We start from the raw sequence: 22,650 nt of genomic DNA, 5'->3' as shown, positions 1-22,650 counted from the left end.
GAAGGATTCTCCACCTCCTGAGCAGAATCCTCCTTTAAAGTTATTTTATCATTATCCAAGCACAGCTTTATCACTTGCCATTTTTTCACCGCGAATACGTTGGAATTCGTTCAGAAGTTTTTCAATCGTCAGATTTTGTTTTTCTGTTTCATCAACGTCAAAGATGATCTGGCCTTTATCCATCATAATAAGACGGTTCCCAAGATCGAGCGCTTGCTGCATGTTGTGTGTCACCATAAGCGTAGTAAGCTGGAATTTGTCTACGATCTCGGCAGTCAAGCTGGTAATTAGTTCAGCTCGTGATGGATCTAAGGCAGCTGTATGTTCATCAAGCAGAAGGATTTTCGGTTCCGTGAAAGTGGCCATCAATAAGGAAAGTGCCTGCCGCTCTCCCCCCGAAAGCAGTCCGACTTTTGCCGTCAGCCGGTCTTCAAGTCCTAAATTGAGAGACTCGAGATGTTCTTTAAATAATTCTTTTCTTTTTTTCGATACGCCAGGCTTCAGCCCCCGCTTTTTATTACGCGACCATGCCATCGCTAAGTTTTCTTCAATTGTCATCGAGGGGGCAGTACCAGCCATTGGATCTTGAAAAACGCGTCCGATCAGCTGGGCTCGTTTGTATTCCTGTAGATGAGTGACGGGACTGCCATCAATGAGAACATTACCTGTATCCGGAACTAAAGAGCCTGAAATAATGTTCATTAATGTCGATTTCCCTGCTCCGTTACTGCCAATGATCGTCAGAAAATCCCCTCGTTTAAGATCCAAGTGAACATCTTGCAACGCCTTTTTCTCATCCATCGTTCCTTCGTTGAACGTTAAGAACACTTGGTTAAGTTGCAGCATTGCGTTTCTCCCCTTCCTCTAAAGCAGCCAATTCCACTTCTGCTTTCTTTCGCAGCCGTCTTCTGCGTTCTCGTTGTGAATCTAAAATCTTCGGAGTTACAAGTGCAGCGATAACGATAACTGCCGTAATCAACTTCATATCGCCGGTTTCGAGGAAATCAACACGCAGAGCGAGCGACACAACTATTCGGTAGATAACAGCACCACCAATGACAGCAAGTGTCGTCCGGGCGATTGTCTTAGTACCGAAAAGCGCTTCTCCGATTATTACCGAGGCGAGACCAATGATAATCATGCCGATCCCCATGCCAACGTCCGCAAATCCACCATGCTGTGCAATCATTGCTCCTGACAGGGCAACGAATGCATTCGATATACCAAGCCCGATAATGATTAATATATCAGTATTTGCCGAAAAACTCCGAATCATCTTTTCATTATCTCCGGTTGCCCGTATAGCAAGCCCCATTTCCGTTTTTAAGAAATAGTCCGTAATAAATTTGATAATCAATGTAATAATCAATGAGAAAAATAAAATGGCCCATGTTTTCGGGGTTCCCGGTATACCAAGCGCAGATACCACACTGTTAAACGGTGCACTCAAGTTCGCATTTTCCCAAGCAGACGTGATGGAAGTAAATATCGTAGTCTTCCCTAAAAGAGGGATATTAGACTGGCCCATAATACGCAGGTTAATCGAATAAAGGGCAATCATCATTAATATTCCTGATAAGAGCGGGTTAATTTTCCCTTTCGTGTGCAATATTCCTGTGATGCAGCCAGCAAGGAAACCCGCGATAACTGCCGCGATAGTAGCTACAAAAGGGGACTGGCCGTTCATAATCAATATAGCAGCCGTTGCTGCTCCGGTAACGAAACTTCCGTCTACTGTCAAATCTGGAAAGTCGAGCACGCGAAACGATAAATATACGCCGAGCGCCATTAATGCATAAATAATACCAGATTCAAACGCTCCAAATATCGAAATAAACATGCAGGCGTTTCTCCTTTCCTATCCTTGTAAATAAAGCTTTTTAGAAACTAAAGGCTTGGCCTGATGCTTATGTAAACGGCAGGCCAAGCCCAACTTTGTCGCGATCACACAGAAGCTTTATTCTTCTCCAATGAACTGTGCCTTTTCTTCCCAGTCCTCATGGATTTCAATACCTTGTGCTTCTGCTGCCTCCTTATTGATAAACAATTCCATGTCTTGCGGGTACTCAGCAGGAATTTCTGCTGGTGTTTTCTCTCCACTTAAAATTTCTGCTGCCATTTCACCAGTTCGGTATCCGATGTCATGGTAATTAATACCGAAAGTAGCAAATCCTCCCCGCTCCAAAGAATCAGGTTCACCAACGATCAATGGAAGGCCTTGGGATTCAGCAACACCGACAACAGTCTCCAAAGCAGACACAACTGTATTGTCGGTAATAATGTAAAGGACATCCGCTTCACCGACTAGCGATTCTGTCGCTTGCTGTACTTCAGCAGAAGTCGACACACTGCGAGTGGCTATGTCGAGCCCAGTATCTGCAGCAGCTTTTTCTACTGCTTCTATCTGCGTAACAGAATTCTGCTCTCCAGAGTTATACACCATCCCAACAGTCGAATCCGGAAAATATTCTGACATAAAATCAACTGTCATTTGAATCGCTTCCGGATGTAAATCTACCACTCCAGTAATTAACTCGCCTGGGTTATCCATGCTGTCAACTAGACCCGCCTCTACTGCATCAGTCACGGATGTGAATAGAATTGGTGTTTCACTGCTTGCCTGCAAGGCTGCTTGGGCACTTGGTGTTGAATTGGCAAATATCAAATCAACGCCTTCTGCTATAAAGTTATTGGCGATTGTCGCTGTATTGTTTTGGTCTCCTTGTGCACTTTGATGGTCAAATTCAACATTCTCTCCTTCAACAAACCCGTTGTCAGCAAGTCCTTCTTTAAACCCTTCATAGGCTGCGTCCAGTGAAGGATGCTCTACAATTTGCGTAGCCCCGATAACAAAGGTCTCATCCGCATTCGCATCAGTCTCTGCTTCTTCAGTATCACCATTAGCGTTTTCTGCGTCTCCGCTTCCCGCTGCCTCCTCGTCCGATTGTCCGCACGCTCCCAGCATTGTAACGGATAAAGCTCCCGCAGCTAGCAGCTGCAACCATTTCTTGTTCATTCCCTCTCCCCCTCTTATTATAAAAAAACTCTGAATCTATTTTACAGCCGTACACACCTCTGTTTTTATTTTAGGCTGGAAAACAGATGTCATTATTTTAGCATATCCGCAAATTTTTAAACAGCAGTAACTGTTGTTCTGTAAGCCCTTTCAAAACGCAGTTAACTTAATATTGAAATCCTTTTGGATACAAGCAATAATTCCAAGATGACGAATAATAAACGCTAGAGTTTTATTTGTTTGACGATATTTTGTTATTTAAAAATTTACTAGACTAATTATTATTTGTCAACACTAAATGTTTAAATATTTCTGAACAGTTGTTAGCTACTCATCAGTATCTATATTGTATTTATCTACATGTACATTCTTTTCATTACTCTTCCAGCATAATTTAAACTAAAGCGTTAACGCGAATTAGCATTAACGCTTTTTACTAATAAAGAATGACGATTATTTAACGATCGCCTTTAAATCATTCTTCGTCATTCTCAAAACTCATTGACTTCTTTTCTATTGATAGTCCTTTCATTGTAATATCAGTTTCTTCCCATTTTTTTAGCAATATCGGTTTCCACGCCTTTTCATACGCTCTTTTAAAATTGAAGCGGGCTTGGTTTACAAATACCCCGTTTCCTTCAACAAAAGTAGAGTATTCTTCCAAAAAGGCTTGGCTGTCATCAATCTCGAAGGTCAGCGTAAATTCTTGGTTGTTTATACGATCTTTCACTATGTAGCCAAAATCGTAAAGCCGCTCGATTACGACGTATTCACCGAATGGAAGAAGCACTTCTTGTTGGGCATTTATTGTTTTTGTTCCACTATGAGAAATCACTCTCTCTCCTTGTGACGCCCTGTCAGTAAAAGAGTCGGTCACATACACATACAAAGCAGCCATTAGTAAAGCAAGCAGCAACGCAAAAATTCGTTCAGTAGTTTTGCTCACAGTTTCGTTTCGTTTCATAAAAAAATGGAGCGCACCGCCAATTAAAAACGCTAGAATGATAATAGTAATAGAAAGTAATAAATGAAACAGCCACGGGCTCAATGTTATAATCACAATTTCTCATCCTTTTTTGTCAACGTTTGGAAATGAAAGAAAAAGACGCCGCACATATGATACCATATTATCAGGATCCTTCGCGATGAGAATACATGACAAGGAGAGAGGTTTTGTGAACGTAGTCGTCAGCACACTGAATGCCAAGTATATACATACATGTCTAGCCCTTCGCTATTTAAAAGCATATGCGGAGCCGGATTATGAGGTGGAAATGGCAGAATACACGATTAAAGATCCCGCCATGAACATCGTCACCGACCTTTTCGACAAACAACCAGAAGTAATCGGCTTTTCTTGTTACATCTGGAACATTGAAGAGACGATTGAAGTCATTACCATGTTGAAAAAAATTAAACCTGAATTACAAATCGTCCTCGGTGGGCCTGAGGTATCCTATGATACCGACTACTGGATGAAGCGCCTATCTGATGTTGACTTTATCGTAATTAATGAAGGAGAAGAAACATTTAAGCACCTTCTTGATGAATTGTCAGGCGGTCAAAAATTTCACATGGTATTCGGCATCGCCTACCGAAGTGGTGATAATGTCCACATTAATCCGCCTCGTCCAAAAGCTGAGCTTGAAAGATTACCAAGCCCCTACCGGTTTCCGGAAGATAAAAAAGGGCTTCCCAAACGAGTGACCTACTTTGAAACGAGCCGAGGCTGTCCGTTCAGTTGCCAATTTTGTCTATCATCGATCGAGACCGGCGTTCGTTACTTTGATATCAACCAAGTCAAAAGCGACCTGTTGTATTTAATTAAAAACGGGGCGAAAATGATCAAATTTGTTGACCGGACCTTCAACATCCAGCGCGAATATGCCAAAGAAATTTTTCAGTTTCTTATTGACAATCACGACGGGTGCGAGTTTCAGTTTGAGATCACAGCAGACATCATGCCCCCTGAGTTACTGGAATTTCTCAATGAACACGCGCCACCAGGAGTATTTCGGTTTGAAATAGGAGTACAATCCACAAATGATGCAACAAATAAGCTCGTCAAACGGCACCAAAACCTGCAAAAATTGGAACGGACGGTGCGTCTCATTAAAGAAGGGGGAAAAGTCGTCCAGCATCTTGACTTGATCGCCGGCCTTCCTGAAGAAGACTATAGTCGCTTTAAACAAACGTTCAACGATGTTTTCACGATGGAACCAGAAGAACTACAGCTCGGCTTTTTAAAAATGCTCCGTGGTACAGGTTTGCGCGTTCAAGCTGAAAAATACGGCTATGTGTATACCGATCATGCTCCTTATGAGATGCTTTACAATAACGTTATCAGTTTTGCTGATATTGCCCGTATTAAGCGCGTAGAAGATATTCTCGATAAATATTGGAATGATCACCGTATGGATCACACTGTCACTTATTTGGTTAAGCATGTGTTTCCAACTCCATTTGACTTCTTCCAGGCGTTTGGTGACTACTGGCATACTAATGGCTGGAGTAAGATCGGACATCAGCTCGAAGACTTATTCCTCCGTCTGCAAGCATTTCTTCATGATTATGGGTGTAACGACACAGACATTATCGAGGGTTTGATGACATATGACTATCTTCTGCATCAGAATCATAAACCGAGAAAATCATGGGGAGAGCCTGTTTTATCCAAAGAAAAACACATACAATATCTACAGTTATTCAAAGAACAACAAGAGCTTTTGAGTCTTCCTGACTCCATTCACCATCATGACTGGCCGAAGCACGCGATTACGGAACAGCTTCCCTTTTCTTTACAGCACTACTTAGACACCGGGGAAATGATCCGTGACAATGAAATTTTGTTCGTCCATTACAACGTGAAAACCAAAACAAAAACCGTCCGGCATATTCCGCTCCGCACGATTCAAACAGCTGCAACATAATGGTTAACTAACCGGGGTTCCGTTTGCAACGGATTCCCCTGGTTGCAATAACACGACATCTCCCTCTTCCGGCACCCCGCCAAGAACGAGCACTTCCGATTTAAACCCGGCAATCCGCATCGGTGGAAAGTTAACAACCGCAGTTACTTGCTGGCCAACAAGTTCTTCCACTGTGTACCTTTTTGTAATCTGTGCTGAAGATTGCTTGATCCCTAATTCTCCAAAATCAATTTCTAATTGATACGCTGGCTTACGTGCTTCTGGAAAAGAGCTTGCCTTCACCACAGTTCCGATCCGAATATCCAACTTAGAAAAATCCGTTATTTCTGCCATTTTTTCAAATAGCTCCTTTGCTAAAATATAGTAAATACAGCCGTGTAACGTCCATTACCGTTTCTTTATTGCGGCTTTTGCTAACACAACCAGTTCCAATTTATTCAGTCCAAAACAAAACTCACTCGTCATATCAAACAAACGGGGCACAGAGACAGCTTTCATATATTCAAACGCAGTATCGTCCTTCCACCAGTCACCGTGCTGAGGCGGCTGAAAGGGGTGGTCATTCCAAGCGTCTTCTAAAAATGGGCTGTAAAACGGCGGGGCACCGTCAATTATTTGGCACGCATTTAGTCGTTCCTTTTCATATTGTTTGTTCTTGTATACTTCTTTGGCGGAAAATAGTGATGCCCAAAAATCCGCTCGTGATCCAGTATGTGGGGTCGTTTTTGCAAAATGAAGCGCACCTTGCAATACTTCCTCTATTCCAAACAATATCGCATACAGCTTTTTTCCCGTTTCAATTCGTTCCTTCACATCTGCAAAATTCTCGATAATTAGCCCGGCTAGTCTCATGGAAGACGGCGCCTTTTCAGTACTTGTTACGTAAGGAAAAATTACTTGAGTTAACTGAACAGCTTCCTGCCCTTTAAATTTCAACGTTTCAATAACATTTTCACGAAAGTAACGGTTTTGGATCACTCGTTCTTCCATGTAGCGCTGTTCATTAATAATTAACGCTGTCGTTATTAAGGAAGATTCCTTCGTTTCTATGAAGCGGTCCCAAAAAGGCTTCATGAAACGGGAGACGTGAAAGGCCGGGAGAAGATAAAATAGATTTTTTTGCTGATTTTTACTCTCTTCATATAGAAGCAGCTGCGGATAGGCATCACGGAAGATTAACGCGTTTGCCCGCTCAAAAAACTCAAACAAATGTATTCGCTCTTGTTTATTCAGTAATGTTGATAATAAACTTCCTTGAAGGTCTGTCATATTCCAACCACCATTCCTGGAAACCATGTGGGCTAAAAAAGCCCAATGCAGCTCAGGATGATGAAAGAAAAATATCCGGTATGCTTCCGTTCTTGTGACGTTGTTTCGGTTATGTTTCTCTGTTTCTCTTCGAATACGTTCGACCAGTTGCCAGTCAGTGGCAGACAGTGCGCCCTGAGACAGGTCCTGTCGGCTCTCTGTCTCAAGTTTCTCTTTCACCCATAAGACTTCCGTCTCTCTCAGTGTTACCGGAAGGCCATTTCGTGACGCATTCCAGTTTTGCTTCATACTGCTCAACTTCACTTCTACGTTATCACGAAAACGTTTATATGAAAACATATGCTTCCTCCCGCTATGTGTCTAGTCTTTTTTTCATAATGCTCTTCAATTTTTTGCAATTCAAACGAGATTACCAACTATCCTTTACACCATAAGAGGAGAATCAACTTCCGGCCAGGCATAGCTAGCTTTCGCATACTTTTAAATGAATCCCTTTCCCCTCCAGAAGGCGCCACCTTACAAGTAATGGCGGTAACGGCATCGTATGACACTGTCAAAATGCATGAGCAGAAATATAGCATCGTCACTGAGAGCCTATGAGGTTGCTAAAATGTGCTGGCTAGAAAATAGAAGCATCATATAACGTATATGACGTCTTGAAAATAGGCGGGAGGGAAAATAGCAACACCATTGCTGTTGTATGACGTTACCAACTAGTACAGCCGCGAAAATAGCGACGTCAATGGAAGCTTATGACATCTTCAAAACCCTCGGGCTAGAAAATAACGACATCAAAGTAAGCATAGTAAGGGTGCGGACAGTGTCCCTAGCATGTCCTACGCGGATTAGCAACTAGTAACTGGTTTATGTTCAGCTTTCTCCATTTCCGCCATCTTCATTCACCTGATTCTTCCAATGGAAGTTGTTGTAGTTTTAGGTAGAACAAATGGACTTTTCCACACAAAAACAGCCTGCTTCTCTGCTGGCAGACTGTTTTTTAACTGTTATTCTTTATTCTTTATCATTTCTCCATTCTTTCCTTCAAAACGCAATCCCTTGCTAGTCAAAGCTGCGACTAACATAATCAAGGCGAGCAGCCAACCGTGAAATACAAATGGAAACACGTCTGTAGGCTCTACGACCGGAAGCCACGAATATGTTTCTTTCATATTAATGATGGTAGACCATCCAAGAATTACGGGAGCGCCCCACGGAAAAATATAACCGAGTGCCGACGTAACCGCATCAAGCATGTTGGCTCGTCTATAGCGGTGAATGTGATAATGTTCCCCGATTACTTTGACAAACGGTGCAGCCGCAATTTCTGCTGCTGTATTAATAGTTATTGCACTGTTTAAGAGGGCAACGATTGACCAAATCGCAGATTCAGCGCGCCGTACAGAAGCCTTTGCCCATTTTATGACCCACGTCGTAATAGACTCCATTGTTCCACCGAGTTGCATGATATAAGCTGCAGCAACGATTAATAAGATTAAGATCGCCATATTCACATAGCCGGTAATTCCGTCGATTAATGCACCTTGTATCACCTGGTCGGATGATGCGTCGAAGCTGATTATGTCACTTAGGCTTCCTAAATCCAAAAACAAAATAAACGGAACGGAGGTTATAATGCCCCACGTCAAGGACGTTAGCAGGTGCTGTCCTGTCAAGGCAAGGATGAGAACAACAGCAAAAGGAATAAGCATCGTGAGTCCAATTGGATTAACCGATTCTGCAATATCAGCAAAGACCCCTTGTTCCGCCCCAAATGCACTGCCTTTCCCGCCGAAAACAGCAAACAAGAGCAAGGAGGGAACAGCCGCTGCCACTGAATAAGGAAAACGACTTCTTACCACTCCAGGTACATCCGCTCCCTGCGTCGTTGCTGACACGATCGTTGTATCAGACACGGGTGCTAAATTATCGCCAAACACGGCTCCAGACAAAATAGCTGCAAATAATATGACCGGATCTGCTCCTACAGCAACACCAGCCGGGTACATCAATGTGCAAAATGCCACGGTCGTCCCGTAACCTGTTCCTACCGCAGTCGAAAACACAGCCGCTAATATATAAGTGAGGGAAACAAAAAGACCGCCTGTTACGCCTGTTGTTATCCCGATCCAGACAAGACCTTCCACAAGTCCGCCTAACTGGAGCATTTGCGAAAACATCCCCGCATAAAACCAAGCCACCATCGCAATGACACCTACAGGCTGCGCTAAGCCTGCAAATAGTCCATTTGCATAGTCTTCCCAGCGGCTTTTACACAGCAAGAGTCCGAGGGTTAATCCGATCATCGCACCCATCACGAGACCTGTCTCAGAAGAAATTTGTAAAACACTAGTGGTCACAGCCCAAACAACAAAGAAAGTTAACGGAAGCGCAGCTCCGATTGATCCTAAACGAAATTGCAGAGCAGGCTTTTTATTTATGTCCACCTGACTAGCATTTTCTGACATAGTTTCACCCTCATCCCAACAAATAATCTAAAAATCCAATAGTACATTATTGCACTTTTTCTATGAACAAATCAATAAGGATATTCAATTCTACCCCATCATGTGTTGAAAAAGAGAAGTAATTAATCGCATTCTCTCAATGAAAAAGGGCGCCTGTATTAACATGGCACCCTTGTTTTTTTATTCATTTTTTGTTTTTTGGTAGGCATCCTGCACTTTCGGAATCAAGGTTTCCCAATCTGCGTCTCCTGTTTTGTTCACGGTTACAAAGTCGCCATAACCAAAAATATTATCAACGCCCTCCAGTTCAAGCAATGCTTTTGCAAAGGCATTGTCTGTCTCCTGTCCTTGTTTTAACGAAGTGCTTCCTTCAAAAAGTGATTCACTCGCTGTGAATTTGATCGCGTTTGGATTTGGTGTCTGATCTACTCTTAGTTCCATTACTGCCAATTCCCCCTTACGTATATTTGCTGCTTGGATCTATCGACATCGTACCAATGAATCTCCTTTATCGCAACGAAACTCTCTTTTCAGTATCTCATTTCCTATTCTTTTTTTGTAAAATTGTAACAACCATCTAAAAAACTGAAGAAATAACTTCGTTTTCGTTTATTTTTAACAAAATAGGATATATAAATGAATACATCTTACAGTTGTTAAAAATTTCATAACGGAGGCGAATTCGCCATGAACAAGCTGCTCACAGGACTGGCTGTTTGGACAATCTTTTTATTTGTGATGGGTATCTTTTTTCCAATTCCAACAACTAGTGCAGCTACTTCTGTGGAAAAAGTCATGCAAAGCTATACCATTTACGGATTCTATTCGTTAACTCCGATAGTATTTTATGGTTCGGGAATCTCACTAGTGGCAGATTGGCTGGCACACCGGTTCAAACGCTTTGTCCAGCCGCTTTCTTTTCTCTTCCATGTGGTTGGGGGGATCACATGCTATCTTGTTACTCAGAACATTGATATAACCATCTTAGCCGTCATGGCAGCCATCATTTTTTTTCTAGCCGACCGTTTTTTCAATTTGTTTGACCAGGCCCCCGCAAAAATTTATTCGTTGCAAAACCTGCCTATTGTATTAGGTATTATCGGTATAACCGCCATGGTCATAGGCTCGGCGATTGGATGAATACTACACCGAGACTATCTTGCAAAAAGCCGGTAAAACGTTCACGTTCCGGCTTTTTTATTATGCCTTCTCCTCCTGTATAGAGATAAATTGAAATGAGGAAACATGAAACAGTCCTGAATCTGTTATTTTTAATTCCGGAATCACCGGCAGTGGTAGAAAAGATAAAGTAGAAAATGGGTTAAAGTTACCAGTAAAACCGATATTAACCAAAGCGTGGTGTAAGGCGTTAAGCTCTCCCGCAACGTCAGTATAGGCTTTCTCAGACATTAACCCAGATAAGGAGAGAGGCAGCACCGCGAGTAAACGGCCATCTTCCACGACAGCTTGTCCACCTTTGTACTCGCCGATAGCTCGTATTGCCGTCAAGATGTCTTTATCATTTGTACCTGCTGCAATAATATTATGGGAATCATGGCCGATTGTAGACACAATAGCGCCTTTCTTTAGGCCAAGTCCTTTAAGTATCCCTGTTCCGACATTCCCGGTCTTATTATGACGTTCTACCACCGCAACCTTCAATTGATCCTTCTCTATGGAAGGGTGAAAATAGCCACCCTGTACGGTAACGTTTTCCCGCAGATGCTTGGTAACGATACTGTTTGGGATGATACCGATCACATTGGCATCACGGCCTTCTTCAATCGGGATTTGCAGCTCTTCTTTCTTTACCTCTTGATAGTTCACACTGTCCGTAACGCTTACCGGCGGTTCCACGTTCGGTGCATGAAAAGGAAGACATGTACCCTTTTCTGCCGCTATGACGCCTGCTTTATATACGGCGGCAATCGAAACCTTTTCTAGATCATCTAGCAATAAAAAGTCTGCTTCATACCCAGGGGCGATTGCTCCTTTTTTATGAAAACGAAAACACTCAGCGGCATTTAACGTAGCCATTTGTATAGCAGTAAGAGGATCTGTCCCTTTTCCAATTGCCATCCGTACATTATGATCAATGCTGCCTTCTTCTAATAATTCATCCAAATGTTTGTCATCCGTAACAAACAGGAATCTCCGTGCATTTCGTTCGTTTACAAGCCCAATCAGCGCTTGTAAATCTTTTGACGCTGTCCCTTCTCGAATCATTACATACATTCCACGCCGGAGCCGTTCCACTGCTTCCTCCTCTGTCACGCACTCATGATCCGTCCGAATGCCTGCGGTCATGTAAATATTTATCCCTTCTGCACCAATACCAGCCGCATGCCCATCAATATTTTTCCCAGCCCGGGCAGCATCGGTAATTTTCTGAAGAATATCCGGTTCCCCCTCAGCAACCGCCGTAAAATTCATTACCTCACCTAGCCCACGTACTCTCTCTTGCTCATAAAAAGGCCGGAGCTGTTCGGCATAAAGAGCTGCTCCTGTGTTTTCAAAAGTGGTTACCGGGACACAGGAAGGCATCATCACATACACATCCAACGGAATCCCTTCCGATGCAGCGATCATAAACTCAATACCAGTTTCACCCGACACGTTGCCGATTTCATGGGGATCAGCAACAATCGTTGTCACCCCATGAGGAAGCACAACCTTCGCATATTCCGATGGTGTTACCATAGATGATTCAATATGGATATGCCCGTCAATAAAACCGGGTGAAACATACAAACCTTTCGCATCAATCACTTGCTTCCCTGCGTAGCTTCCGATACCTACAAACATTCCATCTGTAATTGCCACATCTGCCTCTATAACCTCATGACTGAAAACATCAATGATTTTTCCATTTTTAATGACGATATCAGCTGGCTTTTCTTTAGCTGATGCAGCTATAGCCTGCTGTAACTGCTTAACCTCTTCTTCTACACCCATTTCCTGTCCTCTCCTTTATTACACTTTACTATCATCTATAGATAGTCAGTTCTTGACTATTCAACAACAAGTTAATTATAATTTTAACGAAGGAGGCCTTGTCTAATATGGACCATCGTTCTTTACTGCTTCTCGGTTTACTTATTTCCCAAAGTCAGCACGGTTATCAGATTCATGATTTTATTGAAACCAATCTTCCTTTTATCACAGACATGAAAAAAGCAACCGCATATGCACATTTGGAGAAATTGAGCAAAGGAAAATATATCGATGTATCTGTGGAGCAAGAGGGCAGCCGCCCGCCGCGTAAAGTGTACTCTATCAACAACCAAGGCATGGAGCTCTTTTACCAGTTGTTAGCGGAAAACTTAGCAGCTGCCGATACAGTCTTTTATGAAGGGGATATCGGCTTGATGTTCCTCGATCATCTACCGGTTGAAGATACCGTTCATTACTTAAATAAACGGCGCAAAGACTTAGAAAAGAAACACCATGCTGTTCAACTTACTCCTCTTCATGATACCAGTAAAGGAGTAAACATTGCATTCCAGCATAAGAAAAAGATGCTTGAAGCAGAACTATCCTTTTTAAATGAAACGATTCAACAGTTGAAGGCGTCTCCGGATTACAACAAAGAAGTGGAGTGAACTTTCGTTTTGGAAAATAATAAAGCATTACCTATATTATTTGCTGTTATGTTTTTCGTCATGGTCGGATTCGGTATTATTATTCCAGTTCTCCCCTTTTATGCAGAGGAGTTGGGAGCTTCTCCAACCCAATTAGGACTATTAATGGCTGTGTACTCGCTAATGCAGTTTATTTTTGCTCCAATGTGGGGAAGGATATCGGACCGTGTCGGTCGTAAACCAGTGATGATGATTGGAATTCTAGGACTTTCTTTCTCATTCTTTTTTATGGCTTTTTCATCATCACTATGGATGCTATTCGCTGCCAGAATTCTCGGGGGCTTCCTTTCTTCCGCCAATATGCCAACGGTCCAAGCGTTCGCTGCTGATATTACAACGGAGGAAAATCGTGGAAAAGGGATGGGCATTATAGGCGCGGCAGTCGGGCTCGGCTTCGTTTTCGGTCCGGCAATTGGCGGGGTCTTTTCAAAAGCCAGCCTTGCCACTCCTTTTGTGATAGCCGGGATCTCTTCGCTCGTGACGTTTCTCCTTGTTACTTTTGTTCTAAAGGAATCACTGCCTAAAGAAGAACGTGGCGTTCAACCAAAAGAGAAAGGCCCGCTTCTCAAAACGTCCGGAAGTACCATTTCAATGTTGTATTTCTTACAGCTGTTCGTCTCTATATCTCTAGCGGGCCTTGAAGCAACGTTTGCTTATTTTGCAGCTGAAAAAGCTGGACTTGGTACCATCAAACTTGGCTATATTTTCATGATCATGGGGCTTGCCGGGGCGTTTGTACAGGGTGGTCTCGTCGGAAGAATGACCAAGCGCTTCGGAGAAGGCTCGGTTATCCAGATCGGCATTGCCGTCTCCGCTGTCGGTTTTGGGTTGATCTTATTTGTGGATAATTTCCTGACAGCTGCCATTTTCCTCAGCATATTCGGAATTGGTAACGGGGTCATTCGTCCAAGTGTTTCGGCACTCATTACAAAAACTGCAACAGCTGGTATCGGGAAAGCTACTGGGGCGCTTTCTTCCTTTGATTCACTTGGCCGTATCATCGGACCTCCATTAGGCGGCTGGCTGTTCTCTGTTGCGGCTGGGCTCCCTTATATTTCCGGGATCATTTTATCTATTGTCGCGTTCATTCTCTATGCTACTTACACAGCACAGCTCAAAAAACAAAAGCTTTCATCTGTCACATCCTCATAATCACAGCAGCTTAATTTGAACAGATAGAAAGCCCCCGGCACACCGTAAAGGATGCCGGGGGTTCTTCTTGGTATAAACTACTTCCTGTATATTTTCATTAAATACTGTACTGCCTGCGCTAACGGAATGGTTCCTTCATTTACTTTTTGTTTCATTTCCGGAAGGACCCGCTTCATTTCATCGTCCTCATAAAAAGTGTGAGTAAGCTCATCTTCAATCAAGCGATCCATCCATTCTGACAGTTGTGCAGCCCGTCTTTCAGAAAAGAAGCCACTTTCCTTCATTTTCTTTTCATAGTTTTGAATAACTTCCCAGATGTCCGGCACTCCTTCGCCGGTAAGCGCAGAAACCGTATAAGCTTGCGTTTCCCAACCAGGAGTTGCAGGCTGCAAGTAGTGAAGTAAACGGTTGTATTCAGCCTTCGCGTTTAACGCAGCCTGTTTGTTATTGCCGTCCGCTTTATTGATAAAAATGGCGTCTGCAATTTCCATGACTCCCTTTTTCATCCCTTGAAGTTCATCGCCGCCTCCGGTCAACATAAGCACGAGGAAAAAGTCGACCATCGACCGAACGGTTATTTCACTTTGGCCGACTCCCACCGTCTCTACAAAAATGACATCGAAACCGGCGGCCTCACAAATAAGCATTGTTTCTCTACTTTTCCGCGCGACTCCGCCGAGCGTACCACTTGACGGGGAAGGACGAATGTATGCGTTCGGATGATTAGACAGCTTCTCCATTCTCGTTTTGTCACCAAGAATACTACCTTTGCTGACGCTGGAGGAAGGATCCACCGCTAAAACAGCCAGATGATGCCCTTGATCACACAGCATCGAGCCGAATGCTTCGATTAACGTACTTTTCCCTGCTCCGGGCACTCCTGTAATACCTACCCGAATAGAACGCCCTGTATAAGGCATAAGGCGTTTCAGCACCTCTTGCGCGAGCGTGAAATGTTTGGGTGCATTACTTTCCACAAGTGTAATGGCTCTTGCGATTATCGAGCGGTTCTGGTTTAATACACCATCTACATAATCTTCAACGGTTAACGCGTTTTTTTTGCCCCTCTGAACAGCCACTTTTCCCCCTCCCTTCTCTTTTGAATGTCTGGCTATTTATTCTTCAAGTCGTTTATTTACTTCAGCCATCACTTGCTTGGCAGCAGCAGGGATCACGGTACCTGGTCCAAAAATAGCTGAAGCTCCCTTTTCTCGTAAATAATCGTAATCTTGAGCTGGGATAACACCGCCGATGACAATGACAATGTCATCTCGTCCCTGTTTTCTTAACTCTTCTTTTACTTGCGGAAGAAGTGTCTTATGGCCAGCTGCAAGTGAACTCATTCCTAAAATATGAACATCATTTTCAACAGCTTGTCTTGCCGCTTCTTCTGGTGTCTGGAATAAAGGACCGATATCCACATCAAATCCGAGATCCGCAAAAGCAGTTGAGATCACTTTCGCACCACGGTCGTGTCCGTCCTGCCCCATCTTGGCAACCATGATCCGTGGACGCCGTCCTTCTTTTTCGGCAAATTCGTCTGTTAATTGGCGAACTTCATTCATAAGCTCTTCCTCTCCAAATTCCGCACTGTATACTCCGCTTATCGAGCGAATAATCGCTTGATGACGTCCTGCCGATTTCTCAATAGCATCGGATATTTCACCAAGACTCGCGCGAGCCCGAGCAGCATCGACTGCAAGTTTCAAAAGGTTGCCTTCCCCTGTTTCTGCAGCTTTGGCAAGTGCGTTCAAGCATGACTTCGTTTTATCTTCATCACGCTCAGCACGTAGTTTCGCAAGACGTTCCAACTGCGCTTCACGAACCGCTGTATTGTCAATATCAAGAATATCAAGTGGATCTTCTTTTTCAAGCCTATACTTATTGATGCCGACTACTGTTTCGCGTCCTGAGTCAATATGTGCCTGTCTGCGTGCCGCCGCTTCCTCAATTCGCATCTTTGGAAGTCCTGCTTCAATGGCTTTCGTCATCCCGCCGGCTTCATCAATTTCCTGTATATGTTCCCAAGCTTTTTGAGCAAGTTCTGCCGTTAGTCTTTCTACATAGTAGGATCCACCCCATGGGTCAACGACATTGGTCATACCTGTTTCTTCTTGCAAGTACAACTGCGTGTTACGGGCGATCCGCGCCGAAAAATCAGTTGGAAGCGCAATCGCTTCGTCAAGAGCATTCGTATGCAAAGACTGGGTGTGTCCCATAGACGCTGCCATTGCTTCGACACACGTCCGGATCACATTATTGTATGGGTCTTGCTCCGTAAGACTCCAGCCAGATGTTTGCGAATGGGTCCGTAGCGCCATTGATTTTTCATTTTTCGGTTGAAACGGTTTTATTAAACGAGCCCATAAGAGCCGTGCTGCCCGCATTTTAGCAATTTCCATGTAGTGATCCATGCCAATCGCCCAAAAGAAAGACAGACGCGGGGCAAACTGATCAATATCAAGCCCTGCTTTTAACCCCGTTCTTACATATTCAAGACCGTCCGCCAGTGTATATCCAAGCTCAAGGTCAGCCGTTGCTCCCGCCTCCTGCATATGATAACCGGAGATGGATATGCTGTTGAATTTCGGCATATGCTCCGACGTATAAGCAAAAATATCAGCTATAATTTTCATCGACATTTCAGGAGGATAAATGTACGTATTCCGCACCATGTATTCTTTCAAAATGTCGTTCTGAATGGTACCTGTCAATTTCTCTTGACTGACCCCTTGCTCCTCAGCAGCGACAATATAAAAAGCCATAATCGGAAGTACAGCCCCATTCATTGTCATTGAAACTGACATTTGATCTAATGGGATTCCATCAAACAATACTTTCATATCTAAAATGGAATCCACCGCAACTCCGGCCTTGCCGACATCTCCAACAACACGGGGATGATCCGAATCGTAGCCGCGATGTGTCGCCAGGTCAAACGCGATCGACAACCCTTTTTGCCCTGCAGCCAGATTCCGCCGGTAAAATGCGTTTGATTCTTCGGCAGTGGAATAGCCGGCATATTGCCGGACCGTCCATGGTCTTGTTTTATACATGCCCGGGTACGGCCCTCGTAAAAAAGGAGCAATTCCTGATACATATCCGGTATGCGGTAAATCCTTCGTATCTTCTTCTGTGTAAAGGGGCTGGACTCGAAGTCTTTCACCGGTTCTTGAAAAATGCTTCTCTGCGTTTTTCCCAGTTGTTTCCTCTACTTTTTCCTCCCACTGTTTAAAATCATCTGATGACTGTACAGCATTGTATGCAATTTTTGTAAAATCTGGATTTTTCATTAAACCTTAGCTCCTTCCACACTTTGCAGCCATGTTAATGTTTTATACAAATTAGAGCGGAGATGAATGGTGTCATCTAAACCATTGTCTGCATATTCCTGTTCTTGCTCTGATGAAAGTTTGCCAGCGAGTAATATCGTTTTTTCAGGTGCCTTTTCTTTCATCAGGCGGATAGCAGGAAGAGCAAGCTCCTCATACGCGGCATCTGCTCCACATAACACAATGATGGACTCCTCCGCTTCCGCAGCTGCTTGTGCTGCTTCTTCTGCTTCCTGCACTCCTTCTGTTCGTTTCACATGGAAGCCACCCGTCTGTAAAAATCCAGACGCAAAATCAGCACGCGCTTTATGAGCAGCAAGTGGACCTAACGTTACCAACAAAGCGGAAAGTTCTTGGTTGTTTCGCTCTTTATATTTTTCAGCATTTTCGCGTAGCTTTTCGAACATTTCTGCTTCCCGCATCGGCGCCAGCGGAGTGATTTTCTCTACATGTAAGCCCCAGCCGCTTTTTTTGGCAAGTGCAGACACAGGTGCACCATTTTTTGCTGCTGTAATGGCATCCTCTACGACGTTATCCGAATGATTTAAGGAATCATCCGTAACAGCTGGACGCTTTTCATTAGAACGCTTAATAAACCGGCTTACTTGTTCAATATCATCTTCAGGGGTAACCGAAACAGGTTTTTCTTGAATATCCGCATATTTATTCACTCCGACAAATACGCGCTGCTGTTTTTCTACTTGGTTTTCTTTTTCAGCTCGGCGCGTCTCTACTCGTTTTTGCGGCCCACCTTCGTGAAGGCTCACTTCAAGTCCGCCTTCTCCTTCGATCTCCTGGAATAACTCCCACGATTTCGCTGCTAATTCATCTGTTAATTGTTCGATGTAAAAAGAACCACCGCCACTGTCTATGGTACGTCCGACATGGGCTTCTTCCTGCAAAATAATTTGTGTATTTCTAGCAATTCGTTTGGAAAAAGCAGTAGGACGCTGAAATGCTTCATCAAACGGAGCAACTTCCAGACTATCAGCACCACCTGCGGCTGCCGCAAATGATTCTGTGGTAGCCCGCAGCATGTTAACATACGGATCGTATTTTGCTTTTGTCCTTTTGGAGGTCGTCCCCTGAACGTGCATAACGCGCTCTGTTTCATCAATCCCAAAAGCTTCCTGGATATTGGACCAGAGTAGACGCGCAGCCCGGAACTTTGCAATCTCCATAAAGAAAGAAGCACCGGCCGGATAGCGGAATTGGAACGATGAGACGGCTTCCTGCGCGGGAATTCCTCTCTCCTGCAAGGCACGAATATACGCTACTGCTGCCGCCATCGTATAAGCTATTTCTTCTACTGCGCTGGCGCTTCCATTGTGATATGGCTCACTGGTTACAAGAATTGTACGGACAGCAACATCTTTTTCTTTACACCATTCGATAATTTTCGCGGCGTGGTCATAGCAAGTTTCTAAGGAAACAGGCAGGCTCCCTGTTTTCACCCAATGGCCGAGTGGATCAGCCGCAACGCTACCCTTTGCCTTGGAAAGGCCTCCTTTTTCCTCTGCAGCTGCCGCCCACAGAGCAAAAACTGGGAGGACATCTGGTCCTGCATCTATATAAATCGAATGATCTTCCCAATTAATACCCGCAAATAATTCAGCAAAATCCTCTGCATCTGATGCTAATACTCCAATGTCTCCCACGTTATCTATGTGTAGTTTCTCTCCAGCTAAAATTGCTTCATTTAATTGAATCGTTATTCCATGCTGGCCTTTCGCTAACCCTTCACTAACTTCTTGACCCGCCGCTTCCGGAGTTCTTTCTACCACTTTTTGCGTTATCTCCCAAGGATGGGGTTTTTCCGGAAGGACTTTCATTCCCCGCAAATGCGGGGAATACCCAGGTAAGCTATTTGCATAAGTAAGTTTCTCTCTGTCGTGTTCAAAATATAGCGGTTTCAATGTGATTCCTTCATCTGTTTCCGTATACAACATTTTCTCTACAGATTTTCCTTTTAGTGACTTGGCAGCAGCTTCATACCACTCTTCTTCACTAGGAACAGGAAAGGCACAAATATCCTTTAATACGTTTTGTAATTCCTCTTTCATTTTTTTCTTCCTTTCTGCTCTCGGCTACAAGGGAATATTGCCGTGTTTTTTCTTAGGAGTTTCTTTCTTTTTATTGCGCAGCATATCCAAGGAATTAATTAAATACTTTCGTGTATCCCGAGGGTCAATGACGTCGTCTACCATTCCGTTGCTTGCGGCTATATAAGGGTTCGCAAAACGTTCCCGGTACTCTTGAATTTTCTCTTGCCGCGTTTTCTCGGGATCTGCACTTTCCTTGATCTCTTTGGCAAAAATAATATTCGCCGCACCTTCAGGCCCCATCACAGCAATTTCAGCGTTTGGCCAGGCAAATACCATATCCGCCCCTATTGCTTTACTGTTGAGGGCAACATAAGCCCCGCCAAAGGCTTTACGTAAAATAACGGTTATTTTCGGTACGGTTGCTTCTGAATAGGCGTATAATATCTTAGCACCATGACGGATAATTCCGCCGTGTTCCTGCTGGACCCCTGGAATAAAGCCGCTTACATCTTCAAGAGTGAGGATCGGGATATTAAAGCAATCACAGAAACGAATAAATCGTGAACACTTATCAGAGGAATCAATGTCTAGTCCTCCTGCCATCATCTTCGGATTATTCGCTACGACGCCAATCGTTTCACCGTTCACTCTACCAAAGCCGATAACAATATTTTTTGCAAAACTTGGCTGGATTTCCATAAAATCTTCATTATCAACAAGCAGCTTGATTACTTTACGGACGTCGTACACTTTTGTACTGTCGGTTGGCACAATATCGAGCATTTCATTCATCCGCTCTTCCGCGTGGACAAGGCTGACAGGCGTTTTAGAAGGTGGTTTTTCCTCATAGTTCGAGGGTAAGTAACTGATTAAGCGCCGCACCGCCTCAAGTGTCTCTTCTTCCGTCGGAGCAGTAAAATGAGCGTTACCACTTTTGGACGAATGTACTTTGGCGCCGCCAAGATCCTCACTGTTAATCTTCGCCCCTGTTACGCTTTCAATTACTTTTGGTCCGGTAATAAACATTTGGCTCGTCTTTTCGACCATAAAAACGAAATCAGTTATCGCAGGCGAATAAACGGCTCCTCCTGCACAAGGTCCCATAATGACTGAGATCTGGGGCACCACCCCGGAATAGATTGAATTACGATAAAACACGTGTCCGTACCCGTCGAGGGAGAGCACTCCTTCTTGAATGCGGGCGCCGCCTGAATCATTTAATCCGATTATCGGGGCACCGTTTTCTGCTGCCAGATCCATTATTTTGGCAATTTTTAAAGCGTGCATTTCTCCCAATGCACCGCCGAAAACGGTAAAGTCCTGGGCAAATAAGAAGATCAGCCTTCCCTCTACTTTAGCATAGCCGGTAACAACACCTTCGCCTGGTGCCTCAGTATCGCCATAGTCCATCCCGCGATTTTCGATAAATGGATTTACCTCGACAAAGGAGCCTTCATCCGCGAGGAAGTCAATGCGTTCACGGGCCGTTAATTTTCCGCGCTCGTGTTGAGCATCGATCCGGTCTTCCCCGCCGCCCAGTTTTACTTTATCACGCCTCTGCTCCATCTCGTCAATGTGGTCAAATATATCACTCATTGAAATTTCCTCCTTTTAAAAAACGCACGCGTTGTATTGCTTTGACATTGCGGCTATTTGACGAGGAAGAGCGGCTGTCCATATTCTACAAGTTCACCATTTTCAACAAGAATCTCTACGATTTCTCCAGAAGTTTCAGCCTCTAGCTCATTCATCAATTTCATCGCTTCTACAATGCAAACGATCGTTTCCTCTGACACCTTGTCTCCTTCTTTCACATATGGATCGGCTTCAGGAGAAGGTGACCGGTAAAACGTCCCGACCATCGGAGAAGTAATTTTGTGCAACGTTTCATCAGCAGCAGTGTCGTTTTCTTTTGAGACCGGTGCTGGAGCTTCTTCTTTAGGTTCAGCAGATGCAGCAGGGAGCGGGGCAGACGGCTGTGGTGCAGGTGCTGTTTCTTTAGGCTCTCCTGTGGAAACGGTGGCAGCAGCGGACACTTCTTTTTTTATCGTCAGTTTTTCCTTATTTTCTCCACGAATCTCTAATTCACCAATTCCTGACTTGTCTACTGCCCGAATAAGTTCTTTAATCTCGTTCACTTTAAACAATTTTATCACTCCTTGACTATTTCATTATTTTTAAGAAAGAAATGCTGATAAGCTTGGTTTTTTCGAGCTTTTTCAGTTAATACCGACTGCATAATTAAATCGGCATATATGTCGGCTATTTCTTGAATAGTAAACTTCCCATCTGCTTTATACCACTTGTATGTCCAATTGATCATACCGAAAATCGCCATCGATGTGATTGGAACCGGTAGTTCTTTTCGAAATTCCCCTCGTTGAATCCCTTCCTCCACAACCGTAAACATCATAATTTTGTACTGGTCACGTTTTTTCTTAATACTGTCGAAATAAGAGGGAGATAAATACAAACTTTCCTGGTAAAACACCGTCACATGGGCCCGGTACATTTCAAACATCTTCACAAACGAACGAATGGTTTCATACAGCTGTTCTGCAGGAGTTGCATAGCTGGAATGGGCATCCGCTGCTTTGTCTATCACATACGTAATAAAAGAATCATGTATCGTGTAAAGCAATTCATCTTTTGATTTAAAATTATGATAAAAGCCGCCTTTGGAGGTGTTGCTATTTTTAACTATTTTATCAACCGTAACGGCGTGAAACCCGTATTCTTCAAAAAGCTGAAGTGCTGCTGCGATAATGCGTTCTTTTGTTGATTTGCGTGGCACTCCTTT

At 43.8% G+C, this 22,650-nt stretch carries 19 protein-coding genes; 4 read left to right on the top strand and 15 right to left on the bottom strand.

Annotation, left to right across the window (positions count from 1 at the left end; all coding sequences use genetic code 11):
* Positions 1–51 precede the first annotated feature (51 nt).
* The 4 genes from LOR49_RS03975 to LOR49_RS03960 all read right to left on the bottom strand — a co-directional run bounded on the left by LOR49_RS03975 (position 52) and on the right by LOR49_RS03960 (position 4,076).
* Positions 52–846: an ABC transporter ATP-binding protein gene (locus LOR49_RS03975; protein ID WP_240374811.1), complete on the bottom strand. Its 795-nt coding sequence runs from the start codon at positions 844–846 to the stop codon at positions 52–54.
* Positions 833–1,840, bottom strand: a complete 1,008-nt coding sequence (locus LOR49_RS03970; protein ID WP_240374810.1) for an ABC transporter permease — start codon at positions 1,838–1,840, stop codon at positions 833–835. Before LOR49_RS03970 ends, LOR49_RS03975 begins: the two co-directional genes overlap by 14 nt.
* Positions 1,841–1,957: 117 nt before the next feature.
* Entirely contained in the window at positions 1,958–3,016 is a 1,059-nt protein-coding gene (locus LOR49_RS03965; RefSeq protein ID WP_240374809.1) for an ABC transporter substrate-binding protein, read from the bottom strand.
* Positions 3,017–3,491: 475 nt separating this feature from the next.
* Positions 3,492–4,076, bottom strand: a complete 585-nt coding sequence (locus tag LOR49_RS03960; protein WP_240374808.1) for a hypothetical protein — start codon at positions 4,074–4,076, stop codon at positions 3,492–3,494.
* A gap of 115 nt (positions 4,077–4,191) precedes the next feature.
* Between LOR49_RS03960 and LOR49_RS03955 the strand changes: the two genes are divergently transcribed.
* Positions 4,192–5,946, top strand: a complete 1,755-nt coding sequence (locus LOR49_RS03955) for a B12-binding domain-containing radical SAM protein (protein ID WP_240374807.1) — start codon at positions 4,192–4,194, stop codon at positions 5,944–5,946.
* A gap of 3 nt (positions 5,947–5,949) precedes the next feature.
* Here LOR49_RS03955 and csaA read toward each other — a convergent pair whose 3' ends face one another.
* From csaA to LOR49_RS03935, 4 genes are all read right to left on the bottom strand, one after another.
* On the bottom strand, positions 5,950–6,279 hold the full coding sequence (gene csaA, locus LOR49_RS03950; protein WP_240374806.1) for a chaperone CsaA: 330 nt from the start codon (positions 6,277–6,279) through the stop codon (positions 5,950–5,952).
* A 54-nt stretch (positions 6,280–6,333) separates the two neighbouring features.
* The gene (locus LOR49_RS03945) at positions 6,334–7,554 is read right to left on the bottom strand and encodes a DUF2515 domain-containing protein (RefSeq protein WP_240374805.1); all 1,221 of its coding nucleotides are present in this window, start codon (positions 7,552–7,554) and stop codon (positions 6,334–6,336) included.
* A gap of 665 nt (positions 7,555–8,219) precedes the next feature.
* Positions 8,220–9,680 carry a Na+/H+ antiporter NhaC family protein gene (locus tag LOR49_RS03940; protein ID WP_240374804.1) on the bottom strand — a complete coding sequence of 487 codons (1,461 nt, stop codon included), beginning with the start codon at positions 9,678–9,680 and terminating at the stop codon, positions 8,220–8,222.
* Positions 9,681–9,860: 180 nt separating this feature from the next.
* Positions 9,861–10,121 carry a NifU N-terminal domain-containing protein gene (locus LOR49_RS03935; protein WP_240374803.1) on the bottom strand — a complete coding sequence of 87 codons (261 nt, stop codon included), beginning with the start codon at positions 10,119–10,121 and terminating at the stop codon, positions 9,861–9,863.
* Between the two features lie 246 nt (positions 10,122–10,367).
* On the opposite strand from LOR49_RS03935, the gene LOR49_RS03930 reads away from it, so the two are divergent.
* Entirely contained in the window at positions 10,368–10,820 is a 453-nt protein-coding gene (locus tag LOR49_RS03930) for a hypothetical protein (RefSeq protein ID WP_240374802.1), read from the top strand.
* Between the two features lie 60 nt (positions 10,821–10,880).
* On the opposite strand, the gene ade is transcribed toward LOR49_RS03930, so the two are convergent.
* Positions 10,881–12,635, bottom strand: coding sequence for an adenine deaminase (ade, locus tag LOR49_RS03925; RefSeq protein WP_240374801.1), 1,755 nt, complete (start codon positions 12,633–12,635; stop codon positions 10,881–10,883).
* A gap of 107 nt (positions 12,636–12,742) precedes the next feature.
* Here ade and LOR49_RS03920 point away from each other — a divergent pair, with 107 nt between their 5' ends.
* Positions 12,743–13,282: a PadR family transcriptional regulator gene (locus LOR49_RS03920; RefSeq protein ID WP_240374800.1), complete on the top strand. Its 540-nt coding sequence runs from the start codon at positions 12,743–12,745 to the stop codon at positions 13,280–13,282.
* A 9-nt stretch (positions 13,283–13,291) separates the two neighbouring features.
* Positions 13,292–14,473 carry an MFS transporter gene (locus LOR49_RS03915; protein ID WP_240374799.1) on the top strand — a complete coding sequence of 394 codons (1,182 nt, stop codon included), beginning with the start codon at positions 13,292–13,294 and terminating at the stop codon, positions 14,471–14,473.
* 77 nt (positions 14,474–14,550) lie between these two features.
* Here the strand turns inward: LOR49_RS03915 and meaB are convergent, their stop codons facing one another.
* The 6 genes from meaB to LOR49_RS03885 are packed head-to-tail and all read right to left on the bottom strand — an operon-like array spanning position 14,551 to position 22,644.
* Positions 14,551–15,552 carry a methylmalonyl Co-A mutase-associated GTPase MeaB gene (gene meaB, locus LOR49_RS03910; RefSeq protein ID WP_240374798.1) on the bottom strand — a complete coding sequence of 334 codons (1,002 nt, stop codon included), beginning with the start codon at positions 15,550–15,552 and terminating at the stop codon, positions 14,551–14,553.
* A 36-nt stretch (positions 15,553–15,588) separates the two neighbouring features.
* A complete protein-coding gene (gene scpA / locus LOR49_RS03905) occupies positions 15,589–17,766 on the bottom strand; it encodes a methylmalonyl-CoA mutase (protein ID WP_240374797.1) in 2,178 nt (725 codons plus the stop codon).
* Complete coding sequence (locus LOR49_RS03900; protein ID WP_240374796.1) at positions 17,766–19,868, bottom strand: methylmalonyl-CoA mutase family protein; 2,103 nt, start codon at positions 19,866–19,868, stop codon at positions 17,766–17,768. The genes scpA and LOR49_RS03900 overlap by 1 nt, the downstream gene beginning before the upstream one ends.
* A 24-nt stretch (positions 19,869–19,892) precedes the next feature.
* Entirely contained in the window at positions 19,893–21,446 is a 1,554-nt protein-coding gene (locus tag LOR49_RS03895; protein ID WP_240374795.1) for an acyl-CoA carboxylase subunit beta, read from the bottom strand.
* 53 nt (positions 21,447–21,499) lie between these two features.
* A complete protein-coding gene (gene accB, locus LOR49_RS03890) occupies positions 21,500–21,997 on the bottom strand; it encodes an acetyl-CoA carboxylase biotin carboxyl carrier protein (RefSeq protein ID WP_240374794.1) in 498 nt (165 codons plus the stop codon).
* 5 nt (positions 21,998–22,002) lie between these two features.
* A complete protein-coding gene (locus LOR49_RS03885; RefSeq protein ID WP_240374793.1) occupies positions 22,003–22,644 on the bottom strand; it encodes a TetR/AcrR family transcriptional regulator in 642 nt (213 codons plus the stop codon).
* Between the last annotated feature and the right edge of the window lie 6 nt (positions 22,645–22,650).

This window comes from Bacillus piscicola (assembly GCF_022458745.1).
Classification (GTDB): Bacteria; Bacillota; Bacilli; order Bacillales; family Marinococcaceae; genus Alteribacillus_A; species Alteribacillus_A piscicola.
This window is presented reverse-complemented; position numbering and strand designations above follow the sequence as displayed.

Excerpts from the sequence above, each read along its gene's own strand:
- LOR49_RS03975 (WP_240374811.1), bottom strand. The coding sequence starts at position 846 with ATGCTGCAACTTAACCAAGTGTTCTTAACGTTCAACGAAGGAACGATG.
- scpA (WP_240374797.1), bottom strand. The coding sequence starts at position 17,766 with ATGAAAAATCCAGATTTTACAAAAATTGCATACAATGCTGTACAGTCA.
- csaA (WP_240374806.1), bottom strand. The coding sequence starts at position 6,279 with ATGGCAGAAATAACGGATTTTTCTAAGTTGGATATTCGGATCGGAACT.
- LOR49_RS03920 (WP_240374800.1), top strand. The coding sequence starts at position 12,743 with ATGGACCATCGTTCTTTACTGCTTCTCGGTTTACTTATTTCCCAAAGT.
- LOR49_RS03965 (WP_240374809.1), bottom strand. The coding sequence starts at position 3,016 with ATGAACAAGAAATGGTTGCAGCTGCTAGCTGCGGGAGCTTTATCCGTT.
- LOR49_RS03895 (WP_240374795.1), bottom strand. The coding sequence starts at position 21,446 with ATGAGTGATATATTTGACCACATTGACGAGATGGAGCAGAGGCGTGAT.
- LOR49_RS03930 (WP_240374802.1), top strand. The coding sequence starts at position 10,368 with ATGAACAAGCTGCTCACAGGACTGGCTGTTTGGACAATCTTTTTATTT.
- ade (WP_240374801.1), bottom strand. The coding sequence starts at position 12,635 with ATGGGTGTAGAAGAAGAGGTTAAGCAGTTACAGCAGGCTATAGCTGCA.
- LOR49_RS03935 (WP_240374803.1), bottom strand. The coding sequence starts at position 10,121 with ATGGAACTAAGAGTAGATCAGACACCAAATCCAAACGCGATCAAATTC.
- LOR49_RS03970 (WP_240374810.1), bottom strand. The coding sequence starts at position 1,840 with ATGTTTATTTCGATATTTGGAGCGTTTGAATCTGGTATTATTTATGCA.
- LOR49_RS03940 (WP_240374804.1), bottom strand. The coding sequence starts at position 9,680 with ATGTCAGAAAATGCTAGTCAGGTGGACATAAATAAAAAGCCTGCTCTG.
- LOR49_RS03945 (WP_240374805.1), bottom strand. The coding sequence starts at position 7,554 with ATGTTTTCATATAAACGTTTTCGTGATAACGTAGAAGTGAAGTTGAGC.
- LOR49_RS03900 (WP_240374796.1), bottom strand. The coding sequence starts at position 19,868 with ATGAAAGAGGAATTACAAAACGTATTAAAGGATATTTGTGCCTTTCCT.